General features: G+C 69.7%; 17 protein-coding genes. 8 read left to right on the top strand and 9 right to left on the bottom strand.

Annotation, left to right across the window (positions count from 1 at the left end; all coding sequences use genetic code 11):
* Positions 1-72: 72 nt before the first annotated feature.
* Positions 73-2,055, bottom strand: coding sequence for an acyl CoA:acetate/3-ketoacid CoA transferase (locus ACLBYE_RS25430; RefSeq protein WP_447696296.1), 1,983 nt, complete (start codon positions 2,053-2,055; stop codon positions 73-75).
* Between the two features lie 382 nt (positions 2,056-2,437).
* On the opposite strand from ACLBYE_RS25430, the gene ACLBYE_RS25435 reads away from it, so the two are divergent.
* Together ACLBYE_RS25435 and ACLBYE_RS25440 are read left to right on the top strand one after the other, a co-directional pair.
* Positions 2,438-2,614: a hypothetical protein gene (locus ACLBYE_RS25435; RefSeq protein ID WP_447696297.1), complete on the top strand. Its 177-nt coding sequence runs from the start codon at positions 2,438-2,440 to the stop codon at positions 2,612-2,614.
* Between the two features lie 176 nt (positions 2,615-2,790).
* Positions 2,791-3,111, top strand: a complete 321-nt coding sequence (locus tag ACLBYE_RS25440) for a hypothetical protein (RefSeq protein WP_020091721.1) — start codon at positions 2,791-2,793, stop codon at positions 3,109-3,111.
* Positions 3,112-3,160: 49 nt separating this feature from the next.
* Here the strand turns inward: ACLBYE_RS25440 and arsH are convergent, their stop codons facing one another.
* Positions 3,161-3,928: an arsenical resistance protein ArsH gene (gene arsH / locus ACLBYE_RS25445; protein ID WP_447696298.1), complete on the bottom strand. Its 768-nt coding sequence runs from the start codon at positions 3,926-3,928 to the stop codon at positions 3,161-3,163.
* A 50-nt stretch (positions 3,929-3,978) separates the two neighbouring features.
* Between arsH and ACLBYE_RS25450 the strand changes: the two genes are divergently transcribed.
* From ACLBYE_RS25450 to ACLBYE_RS25460, 3 genes are read left to right on the top strand one after another with little or no spacing between them, the layout of a single operon-like run.
* Positions 3,979-4,338: an ArsR/SmtB family transcription factor gene (locus ACLBYE_RS25450; protein WP_091924628.1), complete on the top strand. Its 360-nt coding sequence runs from the start codon at positions 3,979-3,981 to the stop codon at positions 4,336-4,338.
* On the top strand, positions 4,331-4,768 hold the full coding sequence (gene arsC, locus ACLBYE_RS25455) for an arsenate reductase (glutaredoxin) (RefSeq protein WP_091678670.1): 438 nt from the start codon (positions 4,331-4,333) through the stop codon (positions 4,766-4,768). Before ACLBYE_RS25450 ends, arsC begins: the two co-directional genes overlap by 8 nt.
* 33 nt (positions 4,769-4,801) lie before the next feature.
* Positions 4,802-5,965 carry an MFS transporter gene (locus tag ACLBYE_RS25460; protein ID WP_447696299.1) on the top strand — a complete coding sequence of 388 codons (1,164 nt, stop codon included), beginning with the start codon at positions 4,802-4,804 and terminating at the stop codon, positions 5,963-5,965.
* A 16-nt stretch (positions 5,966-5,981) separates the two neighbouring features.
* On the opposite strand, the gene ACLBYE_RS25465 is transcribed toward ACLBYE_RS25460, so the two are convergent.
* The 4 genes from ACLBYE_RS25465 to ACLBYE_RS25480 are packed head-to-tail and all read right to left on the bottom strand — an operon-like array spanning position 5,982 to position 9,440.
* Positions 5,982-7,271, bottom strand: a complete 1,290-nt coding sequence (locus ACLBYE_RS25465; RefSeq protein ID WP_447696300.1) for an NAD(P)/FAD-dependent oxidoreductase — start codon at positions 7,269-7,271, stop codon at positions 5,982-5,984.
* Positions 7,272-7,279: 8 nt separating this feature from the next.
* The gene (locus ACLBYE_RS25470) at positions 7,280-8,011 is read right to left on the bottom strand and encodes an amino acid ABC transporter ATP-binding protein (protein WP_020091727.1); all 732 of its coding nucleotides are present in this window, start codon (positions 8,009-8,011) and stop codon (positions 7,280-7,282) included.
* Positions 8,008-8,661 (bottom strand): amino acid ABC transporter permease, encoded by a 654-nt coding sequence (locus ACLBYE_RS25475; RefSeq protein ID WP_012317380.1) that lies wholly within the window; start codon positions 8,659-8,661, stop codon positions 8,008-8,010. The genes ACLBYE_RS25470 and ACLBYE_RS25475 overlap by 4 nt, the downstream gene beginning before the upstream one ends.
* Before the next feature lie 5 nt (positions 8,662-8,666).
* On the bottom strand, positions 8,667-9,440 hold the full coding sequence (locus tag ACLBYE_RS25480) for an ABC transporter substrate-binding protein (protein WP_056521351.1): 774 nt from the start codon (positions 9,438-9,440) through the stop codon (positions 8,667-8,669).
* Between the two features lie 139 nt (positions 9,441-9,579).
* Between ACLBYE_RS25480 and ACLBYE_RS25485 the strand changes: the two genes are divergently transcribed.
* Positions 9,580-10,197, top strand: a complete 618-nt coding sequence (locus ACLBYE_RS25485) for a helix-turn-helix domain-containing protein (RefSeq protein ID WP_447696301.1) — start codon at positions 9,580-9,582, stop codon at positions 10,195-10,197.
* Positions 10,198-10,212: 15 nt separating this feature from the next.
* On the opposite strand, the gene ACLBYE_RS25490 is transcribed toward ACLBYE_RS25485, so the two are convergent.
* Genes ACLBYE_RS25490 through ACLBYE_RS25500 form a run of 3 tightly spaced genes read right to left on the bottom strand, consistent with a single transcriptional unit; the run spans position 10,213 to position 12,829 of the window.
* Entirely contained in the window at positions 10,213-11,526 is a 1,314-nt protein-coding gene (locus ACLBYE_RS25490; RefSeq protein WP_447696302.1) for a TadE/TadG family type IV pilus assembly protein, read from the bottom strand.
* 17 nt (positions 11,527-11,543) lie between these two features.
* A complete protein-coding gene (locus tag ACLBYE_RS25495) occupies positions 11,544-12,182 on the bottom strand; it encodes a TadE/TadG family type IV pilus assembly protein (protein ID WP_447696303.1) in 639 nt (212 codons plus the stop codon).
* On the bottom strand, positions 12,182-12,829 hold the full coding sequence (locus ACLBYE_RS25500) for a TadE/TadG family type IV pilus assembly protein (protein ID WP_447696304.1): 648 nt from the start codon (positions 12,827-12,829) through the stop codon (positions 12,182-12,184). The genes ACLBYE_RS25495 and ACLBYE_RS25500 overlap by 1 nt, the downstream gene beginning before the upstream one ends.
* Positions 12,830-13,238: 409 nt before the next feature.
* Between ACLBYE_RS25500 and ACLBYE_RS25505 the strand changes: the two genes are divergently transcribed.
* Together ACLBYE_RS25505 and ACLBYE_RS25510 are read left to right on the top strand one after the other, a co-directional pair.
* Positions 13,239-13,790 (top strand): protein phosphatase CheZ, encoded by a 552-nt coding sequence (locus ACLBYE_RS25505; protein WP_447680499.1) that lies wholly within the window; start codon positions 13,239-13,241, stop codon positions 13,788-13,790.
* A gap of 23 nt (positions 13,791-13,813) precedes the next feature.
* On the top strand, positions 13,814-14,890 hold the full coding sequence (locus ACLBYE_RS25510) for an HD-GYP domain-containing protein (RefSeq protein WP_447696305.1): 1,077 nt from the start codon (positions 13,814-13,816) through the stop codon (positions 14,888-14,890).
* Positions 14,891-15,034 lie beyond the last annotated feature (144 nt).

Raw genomic sequence — 15,034 nt, forward strand, 5'->3', positions numbered from 1 at the left:
CCGCGGCACCGACCGCGCCGTGGCGCGAGCGGGGCCCGGCGCGCCCGGAGCGCGCGCGGGCCCGGCCGGCCGTCACGCCGCCGACGCGACCGCCGGGGAGATCCGCTTGCGGGCCTTCTTGTCCTCGGTGCTGCTGACGAAGGCCTGCGCCTCCTCCTTGCGCTCGAAGACGTGCGGCGCGACCCCGCGCTTGTTCAGGGCCTCCTCCATCTTGAGGCGGAGGAAGGCGCTCGTCGCGTAGCGGGTCGTGGTCGCGTAGTAGTTCGCCTGCAGGTATTGGACCATGCCGGCGTAGTCGTCGACCAAGTTCTCGTTGAGCCGGAAGCCGTCGTGATTGATCACGGCGTTGACCCGCTGGCCCGCCTTCCGGCAGGCCTCGACGATGGTCATGCGCAGCTCGTCCATGTCGCCCTTCACCCGGCAGTACCAGCCTTCCAGGTTGACGAAGAGGATGTTGCGCTCGCCGTCGTAGCTGACGCGGGACTTCAGATCGAGGTTGAGCAGATCCGAGATCAGCTCCATCGGCTCCTCGCGGAAGATGCGCGGATCCATCGGCACCGGATTGCGCACGACGGGGGCGAAATCCATGTGGGCGAGGATGTCGCGCTCGATGTCGATCCCCGGCGCGACCTCGATCAGCTCCAAGCCCTCCGAAGTCAGCTGGAAGACGCAGCGCTCGGTCACGTAGAGGACCGGCTGCGACCGCTCGACCGCGTAGGGGCCCGAGAAGGTGTTCTGCTGGACCTGGGTGACGAACTTGCGGGCCTTGCCCTCGTTCACGATGCGCACCTGACCGTCGGACACCGCGATCTCGAGACCGCCGGCCGTGAACGTCCCGGCGAACACGACGGTGCGGGCGTTCTGCGAGATGTTGATGAAGCCGCCGCAGCCGTTCAGCTTGCCGCCGAACCGCGAGGTGTTGACGTTGCCGGCCGCGTCGCACTCGGCCATGCCCAGGCAGGTCATGTCGAGGCCGCCGCCGTCGTAGAAGTCGAACATCTGGTTCTGGTCGATGATGCAGTCGGCGTTGGTGGCCGCGCCGAAGCTCGAACCGGAAGCCAGCACCCCGCCGACCGCGCCCGCCTCCGTGGTGAGGGTGATGTAGGGGGTGATCTTCTCCTCGTTGGCGACCGACGAGATGCCCTCGGGCGCTCCGACGCCGAGATTGACCACGCCGTTCGGCGGCAGCTCGAAGGCGGCGCGGCGCGCGATGATCTTGCGCTCGTTGAGCGCCATCCGCTTGATGCCGGTGACCGGGACCCGGATCTCGCCGGCGAGCGCCGCGTCGTGCATCACGCCGTAGTTCATCCGGTGCATCTCGGGCTCGGCGACCACCACGCAGTCGACGAGGATTCCGGGCACGCGCACGTCCTTCGGCAGGAGGTAGCCGTCGTCGACGATGCGCTCGACCTGGGCGATGACGATGCCGCCGTTGTTGCGGGCCGCCATGGCCTGGGCGAGGCAGTCCAGGGTCAGCGCCTCCTTCTCGTAGGAGAGGTTGCCCGACGGGTCGGCCGAGGTGGCCCGGATGAAGGCCACGTCGATCTTGGTCGCCGTGTAGAACAGCCACTCCTCGCCATCGACCTCGACGAGCTTGACGATGTCCTCGGTGGTCAATTCGTTGACCTTGGCGCCCCCGTGGCGCGGGTCGACGTAGGTCTTCAGGCCGACCTTCGAGAACAGGCCCGGCTGACCCGCCGCGCAGGCCCGGTAGAGCTGGGAGATCACGCCCTGGGGCAGGTTGTAGCCGCGGATCAGGTTGTCCTGCGCGGCCTTGGCGACCTTGGGCATGCGGCCGAAATTGGCCGCGATGACCCGCGTGAGGAGGCCGTCATGGTGCAGGCGGCCGGTGCCGAGCCCTTTGCTGTCGCCGGCGCCGGCCGTCATGATCAGGGTGAGGCCGCGCGGTGATCCGGTCTCGACGAACCGCTTCTCGAGGGCGGCGTGCAGGGCCTCCGGGATGCAGCTCTGGACGAACCCCGTGGTGGTCACGACGTCGTTCTCGCGGATCAGCGCGATCGCCTCCTCCGCCGAGATGACCTTGTTCTTCCTCATGGAGCCCGTGATCCTCCCCGGCACCCGGAGGAGCGGCCGGCCGTGATGCCCGTCGCCTCCGACTGTGCCATGCGCCGCCCCCGTGGTGCCGGGACGTCTCGGCCCCGGAGATCGGCTGAGTTTTGAATACGATCGTTATTGCACCGCATCAATATTTGCGGCATCGCACGAGGGCACATGCCGGCGCCGTGACAGTACTCCGAAAATGAGTGTCGGCGCTCCTGAAAAACTCTTCGGTCCACGATCAGAAAAATTGCGCGCGTCGCGAGGCCGTCGGCCGCCTGTGCTCCGCCGCACGCGATTTTCATGGTCCGCGTGCGCCGCCTCACCGCGGCGTCCCGGGATCCGGTGTCTCTCGGTCTCGACACGACAGGAGGCGATCATGAACCGAGATCCGAGAGCCCGGAGCAGGCAGGCCGACGGCAAGGCCCGGACGGCGGAGTCCGACCGCGAGACCGATGCCCGCGCACGCGCGGCGGTGGTGGAAGCCTGGCGCCGGGCACTGCTCCGGATGCGCGAGCGGCGCGCCACCGAGGACCGCGCCGATCCGGGCCACTGAGGCCCCGGGGAGAGGCGAGCGGACCGGTCCGGCGCCCGGCGACGACGCGGGGCCGGCGGTCCGGATCGGCCCCCGACGTCGCCCGAATGGGGACGGGGACCGACCCTTTTTCTCTACTTGGCGCGACGCGGCGGGAGCGGCACAGCGTGAGCAACGAACGGGGAGTATGTGAGCCGATGGACGACGACGTCGCAGACGGCATGGACGGCGGCGACGCGAGCTCCGCGGCGGCTCAGGAGGCGAACGGGATCGCCTTCCTGCTGGCGAGCGCCGCCTACCTGACGCTCGCAGACGCGCATCTGCGGCGGGAAGGCCCGGAGGGGCTCGCCCTGATGGACGAGATCGAGGACCGGATCACGGAGGCCCTGCGGAGCTTCGTCGAGGAGACCTCCTACGAGGATGCGCGGCCGGACATTCTCCAGCACGCGACCCGCAAGGTCCGCGCCCTCCTCGAAGCGGGGCGCTCGCTGGCGCCGGAGATGCGGCGCTTCCAGTGAGCAGCGGCCCAGGCCAGACCGCGTGGCGGCGCGCTCGGGCCGGCGGGGCTCAGGCGCCCGGCGGTGAGGGCTTCGCGAAGCCGATATCGGCCGCGACACCGGCGAGCCGGTCGGGATCGCGCTCCTTGCGCTCGCTGTAGCGGTCCACGAGGTAATCGGCGCACTCGCGGGTCAGCAGCGTGAACTTCATCAGTTCCTCGCACACGTCGACGACCCGGTCGTAGAGCGGCCCCGGCCTCATACGGCCCGCCTCGTCGAACTCCCTGTAGGCCATCGGCACCGAGGACTGGTTGGGGATCGTGATCATCCGCATCCAGCGGCCGAGGACGCGCAGGGCGTTCACGGCGTTGAAGCTCTGGGACCCGCCCGAGACCTGCATCACCGCGAGGGTCCGGCCCTGCGTCGGGCGCAGGCTCCCCTCGGACAGGGGCAGCCAGTCGATCTGGCTCTTCATCACGCCGGTCAGCGCGCCGTGCCGCTCGGGCGAGACCCAGACCTGCCCCTCGGACCAGGCCGAGAGGGCGCGGATCTCCCGCACCTTCGGATGGTCGGCGGTCGCGTCGTCGGGCAGCGGCAGGCCGTCGGCGTGGTAGATGCGGACCTCGCCGCCCATCGCCTCCAGGAGCCGCGCGGCCTCGTAGGCCAGGAACCGGCTGAAGGAGCGTTCGCGGAGCGACCCGTACAGGATCAGGAAGCGCGGCGCGTGCGCGAGCGGGATCCCCCGACCGACCCCGTCGGTCGGCGTTGCGAAATGCGCCGCGCTGATATTCGGCAGGCCGTCACGGACGGAAGGGGCGGGGGCCGGGCTCTTGCTCACCGGGACGCCTTCTCATACGTTCAAACAACCGTTTGAAGATTGGCGGGAAAATGGACGACGCGCAAGCCCTGGCGGCCTTCGCGGCCCTGGCGCAGGAGCACAGGCTGCGGCTGGTGCGGGCGCTGGTGAGAGCCGGTCCGGAGGGCCTCGCCTCCGGCACGCTGGCCGAGGCGGTCGGCGTGTCGGCCGCGACGGTGTCGCATCACCTGAAGGAACTGAGCCGCGCCGGGCTGGTCAGTTCGCGGCGCGACGGTCGCTCCATCCTCTACAGTGCCGCCTACCCGGTCCTGGCCGATCTGATCGCGTTCCTGATGCGCGATTGCTGCCAGGGCCGCGCGGAGATCTGCACGCCGGCGGCGGAGACCCTGGCCGCCTGTCTCAGCCCCTCGGGAGACGCAGCACATGTCTGAGCCGTTCGACGTCGTGATCTACCACAATCCGGCCTGCGGCACGTCGCGCAACACCCTCGCGATGATCCGCAACGCCGGAATCGAGCCCCACGTGATCGAGTATCTCAAGACGCCGCCGGCCCGCGCGCTGCTGCTGCAGCTCCTCGACCGCGCCGGGCTGTCGGTGCGCGACGTGCTCCGGGAGAAGGGCACGCCCTACGCCGAGCTCGACCTCGGCAACCCGGACCTGACCGACGGGCAGTTGCTCGACGCCGTCGCGGCGCATCCGATCCTGCTCAACCGGCCGCTCGTGGTCACGCCGAAGGGCGTACGCCTGTGCCGCCCCTCGGAGGCGGTGCTGGATCTCCTGCCGCCGCAGCGGGGCGGGTTCGTGAAGGAGGACGGCGAGCCGGTGGTCGACGAGCAGGGCCGCCGTGTCGCCACGGCCTGAGCGCCCGCGGGCCGTGGCGGCGGCGGTCCGGCCATGAGCGAAGCCAGCCGCTGGCCGGTGATCGCCGCACTCGGCGTCGTGGAGATCCTCGCCTGGGGCTCGTCGTTCTACCTGCCGGCGGTGATGGCGGCCCCCATCGCCGAGAGCACCGGCTGGCCGCTCGCCTGGGTGGTCGGCGGACTGGCCTTCGGCCTCCTCGTCGCGGCCCTCGCCTCGCCGCATGTCGGGGCGGCGATCCACCGGCGCGGCGGGCGGCCGGTCCTCGCCCTCGCGGCGCTGCTCCTCGCCGCCGGGCTGAGCGTGGTGGCCGTGGCGCCGAACCTGCCGATCTATCTCGCCGGCTGGCTGATCCTCGGCGCCGGCATGGGCTGCGGCCTGTACGACCCCGCCTTCGCGACCCTCGGACGGCTCTACGGCGCGGCCGCGCGGCCGGCCATCACCACGCTGACCCTCTGGGGCGGGTTCGCCAGCACCGTGTGCTGGCCGCTCTCGGCCTTCCTGGTGGCCCATGTCGGCTGGCGGGGCGCCTGCCTCACCTATGCCGGCCTGCACCTCGCGGTGACGCTGCCGCTCATCCTCGCGATGATCCCGCACGCGCCGGCACTTCCGGTCTCCGACGGGCCACAGGAGGCGGGGTCCGCGCCGCTGTCGACCCGGGAGCGCCGCGCGTTCCTGCTGTTCGCGGGGGTACTGGTCCTCGGCGGCGCGATCATGTCCCAGGTGTCGGTCCACCTGCTCACCCTGCTGCAGGCGCGCGGCGTGTCGCTCGCCGCCGCCGTCTCGTACGGGGCGCTGATCGGGCCCGCGCAGGTGAGCGCCCGCGTCGCCGAGATCTCCCTCAAGGGCCGCCACCACCCGCTCTGGACACTGACGGCCGCCTTCGGCCTGATCGCCCTCGGGCTGTGGCTCCTCGCGGCCGGGCTGCCGGGCGTGGCGCTCTGGCTGGTGCTCTACGCGGGCGGCAACGGGATCTACTCGATCGCCCGCGGCACGGTCCCGCTCGCCCTGTTCGGCCCCGTGCGCTACCCGCTGGTGGTCGGCCGCCTCGCCCGGCCGGCCCTGGCCGCCCAGGCCCTGGCGCCGCCGGCCGGGGCCGTCGTGCTCACCCATGCCGGGCCGGGCGCCCTGTGGTGGATGCTCCTCGCGCTGGCGCTCGTCGCCGTGGGCCTGATCGGGGCGCTGTGGCGCGCGCGGTGAGGGCGGGCCGTCAGGATCAGTGGATGCCGCCGTCGCGCAGGCGGTACCAGGCGATGATCGCCGAGACGTACAGCCGGTTCAGCCCGTGGAGCGGCAGCGGCTCGATCGGCGTCAGCGGCAGGGGCAGGTTGCCGGCATCTCCGGTCGCGATGTAGGCGGCCATCGCCCGGCCCATCGCCGACTGGAGGCCCACGCCCCGGCCCTGGCAGCCGATATCGATGAGGAGCCCGGGGGCCGGCTCGTGGAGATGGGGCAGGTAGTCCCGGGTGATCGCGACGCGGCCGCACCAGCGATGGTCGAAGGCGATCCCGTCGAGCTGGGGGAAGAGCTTGCCGACGATCCGCTCGAGATGGGCCCAGTCGGCGGGGTCGCGCGGCTCCCGGAACGGACCGCGGCCGCCCATCAGCAGGCGCCCGGTATGGTCGAGGCGGAAGTAGAGCAGGAGCTTGCGCGTGTCCGAGGAGACGTGGCCTTCGGGCAGGATCGAGCGCCGCAGGTTGTCGGTCAGCGGCACCGTGGCGACCTGGAACGAGTTCGCCGCGATCACCGTCCGCGCGAGGTTCGGCCACAGGCCGCCCGTGTAGCCGTTGGTGCACAGCACGACCCGGCCGGTCGTCACCCGCTCGCCCTGGGCCGTGGTGACGGTCCAGCCCGATCCGGTCCGTTCAAGGCCGGTGACCGGTGATCCGCCGTGGATCGTGGCGCCGGCCTTCTGGGCGGCCCGGGCGAGGCCGCGGGCGTAGCTCAGGGGCTGGATCGCCCCGCCGCGGCCGTCGAGCCAGCCGCCGAGATAGCGGTCGGTCCCCAACAGCTGCTCGGTCTCGGCCCTGTCGAGGACGCGGGTGGGCGCACCGAGATCCGCCCACTGGGCCGCCCGCTTGGCGACCTCGGCGAGCCCGGCCTCGGTGTGGGCGCCCTGGATCCAGCCGGCGCGGGAATGCGGCACGTCCATCCCGTGCCGGGCGATGAGGTCGAACACGACGTCGGCGGTCCCGCCGGCGAAGCGCGCGAGCCGCTCGCCGCGCTCCCGCCCGAACCGCGCGACGAGGTCGGCGGGATCGTATTTAAGGCCCGGGATGACCTGGCCGCCGTTGCGACCGGACCCGCCGTAGCCGACCTCCTGCGCCTCGAGCACGACGGGTCGGATGCCGCGCTCGGCGAGATGCAGGGCGGTGGACAGGCCGCAGAACCCGCCGCCGACGATCACCACCTCGGCCAGGCCGGATCGGGCCAGCGGCGGCGTGTCCGGCGCGGGCGCCGCCGTCGTGGCCCAGAGCGAGGGTGCGAGCGGGAACGGTTCGGCCACGGCGTGTCCTAGAGCGGGTGCAGCACGCGCTGCAGGAAGTCCCGGGTACGCGGATTCTGCGGCCGGTTGAGGACCTCGGCGGCCGGCCCCTGCTCGACGAGTCGGCCGCCGTCGAGGAAGAGGACCCGGTCGGCGACCTCGCGGGCGAAGCCGATCTCGTGGGTGACCACGAGCATCGTCATACCCTCGTCGGCGAGAGCGCGCATGACCTTCAGCACGTCGCCGACGAGCTCGGGATCGAGGGCCGAGGTCGGCTCGTCGAACAGGATCGCCTCAGGCCGCATGGCGAGCGCCCGGGCGATCGCGACGCGCTGCTGCTGCCCGCCGGAGAGTTCGTTCGGCCGGGCGTGCTCCTTGCCCGAGAGCCCGACCCGGGCGAGCAGGGCGCGCGCCCGCTCCTCGGCCTCGCCCCGGGGCTCGCCCTTCACGTGGATCGGCCCCTCGACGACGTTCTCGAGCGCGGTCCGGTTGGCGAACAGGTTGAAGCGCTGGAAGACCATGGAGACCCGCGTGCGGATCGCCTTGATGCCGCGCTTGTCCCGGTCGACCCGCTGCCCGTCGACGCGGATCTCGCCGCCGTCGTAGGCCTCGAGCCCGTTGATGCAGCGCAGGAGGGTCGACTTGCCGGATCCCGAGGGCCCGATGATGCAGACGACCTCACCCTTGGTGACCTCGGCCGAGACACCCTTGATCACCTCCAGCGCGCCGTAATGCTTGCGGACGTCCTCCAGCACGATCATCGATGCCGCCCCTTCGCCTCGAAGTGGCGGACCAGCAGGATCAGCGGCAGGCTCAGCGCGAGGTACATCAGCGCCACCAGGGTGTAGACGCTGGTGTTCTTGAAGGTCGACGAGGCGATCAGCTTTCCCTGGAGCGCCAATTCGGCGACCGTGATGGTCGAGGCCTGCGACGAGTCCTTGAGCATCATGATCATGATGTTTCCGTAGGGCGGCAGCGCGATCCGGATCGCCTGCGGCAGGATCACCCGCCGCATGGTCATGCCCCAGCCCATGCCGATCGACAGCGCCGCCTCGACCTGCCCGCGATCCACCGCCTCGATGCCGGCGCGGAAGTTCTCGGCCTGATAGGCCGAATAGGCGATGCCGAGGCCGATGATCGCCGCCTGGACGGCGGTGAGCGACAGGCCGAAATCGGGCATCACGAAGTAGATGTAGAACAGCTGCACGATGATCGGGATGCCGCGCAGGATGTTGATCATCACCGCGCTGAAGCCCGACAGGATCGCGATGCCGGAGACCCGCATCACCGCCCAGACCAGCCCGAGCAGCGTCGAGACCACCAGGGACGCGATCGTGATCAGGATCGTGAGCTGCACGCCCTGCAGGAGGATCGGCAGGTAGTCCTGGGCGTCGGCGAGGAACTCGCGCATGAAGGTCAGGACCGGTCGGCCGACGGCGGCAGACCCCACTTGGTCAGGATCGCCTGGAGCGTCCCGTCGGCCTTCAGCTTGGCGAGCGCCTTGTCGATCTTGGCCAGGAGCTCGGTGTCGGTCTTGCGGACGCTGAGGCCGACCGAGGCGACGACGGTCGGCTTGAAGGTCTCGACGAGGCGGACGCCGGGAAACAGGCCCTGCTTGACGTAGTAGGCGAGGATCGGCGCGTCGGCGAAGCCGGCCTTCAGCCGCCCGGAATTGACGTCCCGGATGATGTCGGGGATCGCGTCGTAGATCTTCACCTCGTTGAAGAGGCCCGACTTCTTCAGCGGCTCGACGAAGGCGGTGCCGACCTGGGCGCCCACCGTCTCGCCCTTCAGGTCGGCGAAGGACGTGTAGTCCTTCGTGTCGGTCTTCGGGACGATCAGCCCCTCGCCGTAGCTGTAGACGGGCGCCGAGAACGACACGACCTCCTTGCGCTGCGGCGTGATGAACATCGCCGCCGCGATGATGTCGATCTTCGAGGCGGTGAGCGCCGGGATCAGCGTCGAGAATTGCAGCGGCTCGACCGCGACCGTGAAACCCGCCTCCTTGCTGACCGCGTTGACGAGGTCGACCATCACGCCTTGAATGCTGTTCGTCTTGGTATCGAGGAAGGTGAAGGGCAGGCCGGTGGGCGTCGATCCCACCTTCAGGGCCTGCGCGCCGACGGGGGCGCCGAGGACGCCGAGGAGCAGCGCCGACGACAGACACAGCTTGGCCAACCGTCTTCCCATGGTGCCGCTCCCGTGCAGTGCCCGGGTCACGCGGCGGAAGCCGGGCCCGATTTCATTCTCGTGAAGAATACCGCACGTTTTCGGTATCGACGCAAGCGACTTTCACGTGCATGAAGAAGCACACGAGAGGCAGGCTGGCGTGACGGTGAGCATCCCCCGAGGCGAGGCAACGGGTCCGGAACCGGTCGACCGGGCTGTGGGTCAGCGACTGCGCGGCCTGCGTCGCGCGCGCGGACTCTCGCTGGAGGCGGTGGCGTCCAGCACGGGGCTGTCGATCGGCTTCATCAGCCAGGTCGAGCGGGGCCTGTCGTCGCCGTCCCTGCGGGTCCTGGCGCTGCTCGCCGACACGCTGCAGATCGGGATCGGCGGCCTGTTCGAATCGGGGCCGGACGCGCCCGACCTGGATCCCATCGTCGTGTTCCGGAAGGACCGGCCGGAACTTCAGCTCTGGCGGGCCGGCATCACCAAGCAGCTCCTGACGCCTCCGGGGGGCACGCAGGGGATGAGCCTGTTCCACATGGTGCTGAAGCCCGGCGCGAGCACCGGCGACGAGCCGTTCAGCCACGACGGCGAGGAAGCCGGCCTCGTCCTCGCGGGGCGCCTCACCCTGATCGTCGAGGCGCGGACGCTCCAGCTCGCGGAGGGCGACAGCTTCCGCTTCGAGAGCCGGCGGCCGCACCGCTTCAGCAATCCCGACCCGCGCAGCCAGACCACTGTCCTGTGGGTCAACGTCCTCGGATCACCGGCGACGACGTGAGCGGGGCGCGGCGCGTCAGTTGCTCAGGCGCACGCTCGCGAGCGTGGTGCTGAAAAGCTTCAGCATGGCGGCGGTGATGTCGCCGTTCGTCGACACCGGAAAATACATGCCGTCGGACGCGCAGGCCTGCAGGGCCGGCCCGATCTTCGCCTCGTACGGCCTCACGTAGCTGTTGTAGAAATCGTTATCGTAGATCGGCAGGTACTGCGTGTAGATGATGCCGATCTTGACGTTCTTGTTCTTGAGATTCGTGCAGGTCGAGGGACTCAGCGGCCCGATGAAGCGGTTGCTCTGGATCTGGAAACCCGCGCTCTGGTTGGTGACGCTGCCGCCGGTGTCCTCGACGCCGTCGGTGACCATGAACAGGAACCGGATCGGCTTGTCCGGCGTCAGCCCGTCGCCGCTGGCCGGGATCGTCGCATTCATCTTCGCGATGGCCCGCTCGAAATCGGTCTGGTTGTCGGACTGATTGTAGTAGGCGTAGGCGATATCGATGTTCGGGGTCGCATTCTTGATGTTGTTCAGGGTCGGCGTCATCGCCTGCAGCCGCGTCTGCGTCACCGAATCGTTGAAGGTCCACATCTCCATTTGGAACTGTTGCGGCAGCAGCATGCTGACATTCGCCTGATCGACGAGCGCCGAGACCGCGTCTCGCAGGACTTGGATGCGGAGCTTGATGTTGTTCCGCAGCGCCACATGGTAGAAGTCGTTCTGATCGTCGCCGGTGATGTTGCCCTTGTTGTCGAAGGTGTGCTGGTGGCAGGCGAACGCGCACCCGTTGGTCGCGCGCTTCATGTTGCTCACGTCGGCGTCGGTCGCCGCGAGCCCCATCGACGGCGAATTGTCGAGCAGCAGGTAGTAGTTGATGTACTGCGAGGTGTTGCGGGTCGCCGACGACGTGCCGCTGATCGGCATGGCCGGGATCTGCATCATCGACGCCAGGCTCGTCTTGACCGTCGCCGTGTAGCTGGCGGTGAGGCTCAGCGTCTTCGCGCTGTTCACCGGCGCGCCGGGGGCGAACGAGGTCACCGTGACGCCCGGAACCTTGGCGGCCTCGGCGCGGAACTGGGTCTCCATGTTCTGCAAGGTCGTCGTCGGGATCGTGTTGGTCTTCTGCGACATCACCGCGAGCACGGCGCCGTCGAGGGCGGTGTCGAGCTGGGTCTTCGCGGCGTTGCGGCGCCCGTAATCGATCGCCGCCGCCGTGGCGAACATGACCGGCAGCGTGACGAGCGCGAACGTCAGCGCGACTTGGCCGGAGCGCGCCCGCGGAAACGCCGTGACGGCCTGCTTGAGAGTGCGGTTCAACCGGATGCGGAACACCGACACGGGCCTTCCCTCGACCATTAGTTGTAGACCGGGCAGGCGGTGCCGCCCGGCATGACGATCTCGCTGGGGGTGCGCTCGGACCACGGGATCTGCCGCGTGAAGGTCAATCCGCGGCCGCCGAAGATCCAGCGGTACAGGGCACTCCCGATGATCGGGGTGTAGGGCATCGTGACTTCCGCCAGGATGTAGCGGGCCCCGTCGAACTGATAGGCGGCCGGCGTGGCGGGAAGTCCGTTGCTCCCGTTGGCCTGGTTGGCCGGGCGCTTCGTGGCGTTCTGCGGCCAGCTGGAGCAGACGAAGCCCTTGAGCGACCCGTTCACCGTTTCCACGCCCATCGCGTTGACCACGATCTGCAGGCCGGACGCGTCCAGCGGGCGCAGGATCGCGGTCGCCGCACTGGTGATCTTCGTCATCCCGTCCTGCGTCGCCAGAGCCATCCCGTTCTGGGTCGCCAGGGCGTTGTCCACCCGTCCGGACAGATCGCCCAGCGTGCGCGCGAACAGGGTCAGTTTCCGGGTCGCGTCGACGACGCGCGTCAGCTCGGCGGTCCCGAAATACAGGACGATCAGCAGCGGCAGGACGAGCGCGAACTCGACGGCGGCGATCCCGCGCTCGTCGCGGCGGAAGCGGCTCAGGCCGATCAAAGGGCCGCCCATCACGAGCACCCCGACGGTGCGGTGTAGGGTTCCACCTTGAACACCGTCGCGGCCTGCAGCACCCGCCGCTTGTTCGGCAGGTTGGGCACGGCGGCACCGAGCAGCGGGAAGAAGACCGGTATGTCGACCGCGGCCTGCACGATCACGATGGCCGAGTTCCCGGCGCAGGCGTAGCTGGCGAAGTTCGGGTTCCAGTCGCTCGCACCGTTGGCGTTGGTCGCGACCGGCGAGACCGGGGTGGCGGACCCGTAATCGGCCACCTTCATCACGCTGACCCGGACGTTGGCGCAGGTGAAGATCGTGACCCGGGGCGTGCCGTTCGGCTGCGTGCAGATCGCCGTTCGGAAGCGGCTCATCAGCGTCGCGGAATCGGTTGTGCCGGCGTTCGTCGTCTGGAACGCGCCCGTGTAGATCTGCCGGCTGGCGTCGGACACCGCCTGCTGGAGGATCTCCTGCTCCCAGAACGCGATCCCGTTCTCGAGGCAGGCCCCGACCAGCGCGAAGAACGGCAGGGACACCAGAGCGAATTCTACGGCCGTCGCGCCCCCGCGCGCTCGCGCGAAGCGCGCGGCCCGTTCCCGGAGGTCGAGCAAGCGCGACGCCGCTCGGATAGCCCTGCTCACATCCCAACTCGAAATCGGAACCACCGAGCTCGAGAGAGCATCAAAAGCTTACTTTTCTCCGCGCATCACTGCTCAAAGTCGATCCGTTCACACACATGTGCTACCGAGCGGGCGCCGGTATAGTTCGTTAGCATCAACCAACAGTTGAGAACGCGACTCTCCCAGCTATCGTCGGTGACGCGGCGCGATCGCACTCTTCGGCCGGGCGGAGATCGTCGCGTCGCCATCGCGCGAAGCGGTCGGCAAGACGAGGGACGCGTTCGGCAGACGTTCGGCGTGCTTCGACAGGCGGATGACGTGGAAATAGGACATTGCACAGTCACGATCGGCCGGAGCGGCGCAGAATCGCGACGAGATAAGTGCCATTAAGCGCGGCTTAAGAGGTCGCCGATATTTTCACCGGCCAATATAAACCGCATGGCGATCCCCGATCATGGCCCGCGCTCTGCCGGACGTTGCCTCCATCGAAGAGGGTGTTGGGCTCCTCCGGACCCAGCTCCTGTCGATCTCCGACGCGATCGCGCGTACGCGCCAGGAGATCGCCGACCTCCGGCAGGAACAGGAGACGAGCCGCGCGCGCGACGAGCTCCTCGCCGTGGTGCAGGGCACCGAAGACGCCACCAACGCGATCCTGACGGCCTCGGAGAAGGTGGATACGCTCGCGCGCGGCATCGTGAGACGGTCGGGCGAGGACGCCAACCGGGCCGACGCCCAAGCCATCCAGATCGAGATGCAGACGATCTTCGAATCCTGCAATTTCCAGGACCTCACCGGCCAGCGGATCTCGAAGGTCGTGCGCACGATCGTCCTCGTCGAGGAGCGGATCGGCGAGATGCTGCGCGTCTGGTCCGGGCCCGGCGACGCGCCCTCGCGGCCGAACCCGACGACCGACACGCGCAGCGAGGAGGCGGCCCTGCTCAACGGCCCCGTCCTGCCCGGCGACGCCTCGGTATCGCAGGACACGGTCGACGCGATGTTCCCGTAAGGCACGGTCCGGAAGGCGTGCCGATGGGCCGGATACTCCTCATCACGGACGATCCCGCACGCAGCCAGGGCCTGGCCCAGGACCTGTCCGATGGCCTGTCTTGCGAACTCCACGATCTGCGGGCCGCGCAATTGCCCCTCGGCGGCGCGACCGCGATCGTCACCGACGTGCACGATCTGGGCACGAGCTCCGTCGAGCGTCTCCGCCGCCGTCTCGCGGAAGTCCGGCACGGCGCTCCGCTGACCGTCCTGCTCCACACCGACAGCCCGCGAACCCGGCTGCTCGGCGTCGCCCTCGGCGCGACCCACACGCTGTGCGCGCCCTTCGACACGGATCGCCTGCGGGAGACGCTGGGGGCGCCGCGCGCGCCCGCGCGCCTCGCGACCTTCGCGGACGAGCCCCTGCCGGCCTGCGCCGTGCGGACGGCCGCGGCGGTGCGCGGATTCTACGCCTCGGTGTTCGTGCCCGACCAGCCGATCACGCCCGGCGTCATCGACAACGGAACCCAGGCCATCGACCTCGCGATCCGGGACACCGGGATCCGCGACTGGGTGCGGGCGGTCCGCCAGTTCGACGACGCCACGCACCAGCACTGCCTGCTGGTCGCCGGTCTGGCGGCGGCCTTCGCGGCGAGCCTCGGCCTCGGCGAGCAGGAGCGCCACCGCCTGACCAAGGCGGCCCTGCTGCACGATGTCGGCAAGATCCACATCCCGGCCGCCATCCTCAACAAGCCGGGCCGGCTCGACGACGCCGAGCTGGCCGTCATGCGGCTGCATCCGGAGAAGGGCTACACGATGCTCGTCGATCAGGGCTTCGAGCAGCAGATGCTGCACGTCGTCCGGTCGCACCACGAGATGCTCGACGGGTCGGGCTATCCGGACCGGCTCAAAGGGGAGGAGATCCCCGACCTCGTCCGCCTCGTCACCGTCTGCGACATCCACGCGGCCCTGATCGAGCAGCGGCCCTACAAGCAGCCCATGGCGAGCGAGGCGGCCTACGCGATCCTGGAGGGCATGGCGGGGCGGCTCGACCCGGCGATCGTCGGCGCGTTCCGGCCGGTCGTCGCCGCCTTCGCGCCCCACACCCTCAACGCGGCCTGACAGCGGTCGGCGGCGTCGGGCCGCGGCTCTCGCGTTCCTTCGGCCGCGTTCCTTCAACATACGAGAGCCGCGCCGCGGAGGGATCCGCGGCGCGGCGTGAATTGCGCACCGTCACGGCGTCGCGGGCTGCGGCGTGCGCGGCCC

This window comes from Methylobacterium sp. A52T (assembly GCF_053346095.1).

Excerpts from the sequence above, each read along its gene's own strand:
- ACLBYE_RS25460 (WP_447696299.1), top strand. The coding sequence starts at position 4,802 with ATGAGCGAAGCCAGCCGCTGGCCGGTGATCGCCGCACTCGGCGTCGTG.
- ACLBYE_RS25480 (WP_056521351.1), bottom strand. The coding sequence starts at position 9,440 with ATGGGAAGACGGTTGGCCAAGCTGTGTCTGTCGTCGGCGCTGCTCCTC.
- ACLBYE_RS25435 (WP_447696297.1), top strand. The coding sequence starts at position 2,438 with ATGAACCGAGATCCGAGAGCCCGGAGCAGGCAGGCCGACGGCAAGGCC.
- ACLBYE_RS25430 (WP_447696296.1), bottom strand. The coding sequence starts at position 2,055 with ATGAGGAAGAACAAGGTCATCTCGGCGGAGGAGGCGATCGCGCTGATC.
- ACLBYE_RS25475 (WP_012317380.1), bottom strand. The coding sequence starts at position 8,661 with ATGCGCGAGTTCCTCGCCGACGCCCAGGACTACCTGCCGATCCTCCTG.
- ACLBYE_RS25440 (WP_020091721.1), top strand. The coding sequence starts at position 2,791 with ATGGACGACGACGTCGCAGACGGCATGGACGGCGGCGACGCGAGCTCC.
- arsC (WP_091678670.1), top strand. The coding sequence starts at position 4,331 with ATGTCTGAGCCGTTCGACGTCGTGATCTACCACAATCCGGCCTGCGGC.
- ACLBYE_RS25470 (WP_020091727.1), bottom strand. The coding sequence starts at position 8,011 with ATGATCGTGCTGGAGGACGTCCGCAAGCATTACGGCGCGCTGGAGGTG.
- ACLBYE_RS25505 (WP_447680499.1), top strand. The coding sequence starts at position 13,239 with ATGGCCCGCGCTCTGCCGGACGTTGCCTCCATCGAAGAGGGTGTTGGG.
- ACLBYE_RS25450 (WP_091924628.1), top strand. The coding sequence starts at position 3,979 with ATGGACGACGCGCAAGCCCTGGCGGCCTTCGCGGCCCTGGCGCAGGAG.
- ACLBYE_RS25510 (WP_447696305.1), top strand. The coding sequence starts at position 13,814 with ATGGGCCGGATACTCCTCATCACGGACGATCCCGCACGCAGCCAGGGC.
- ACLBYE_RS25495 (WP_447696303.1), bottom strand. The coding sequence starts at position 12,182 with ATGGGCGGCCCTTTGATCGGCCTGAGCCGCTTCCGCCGCGACGAGCGC.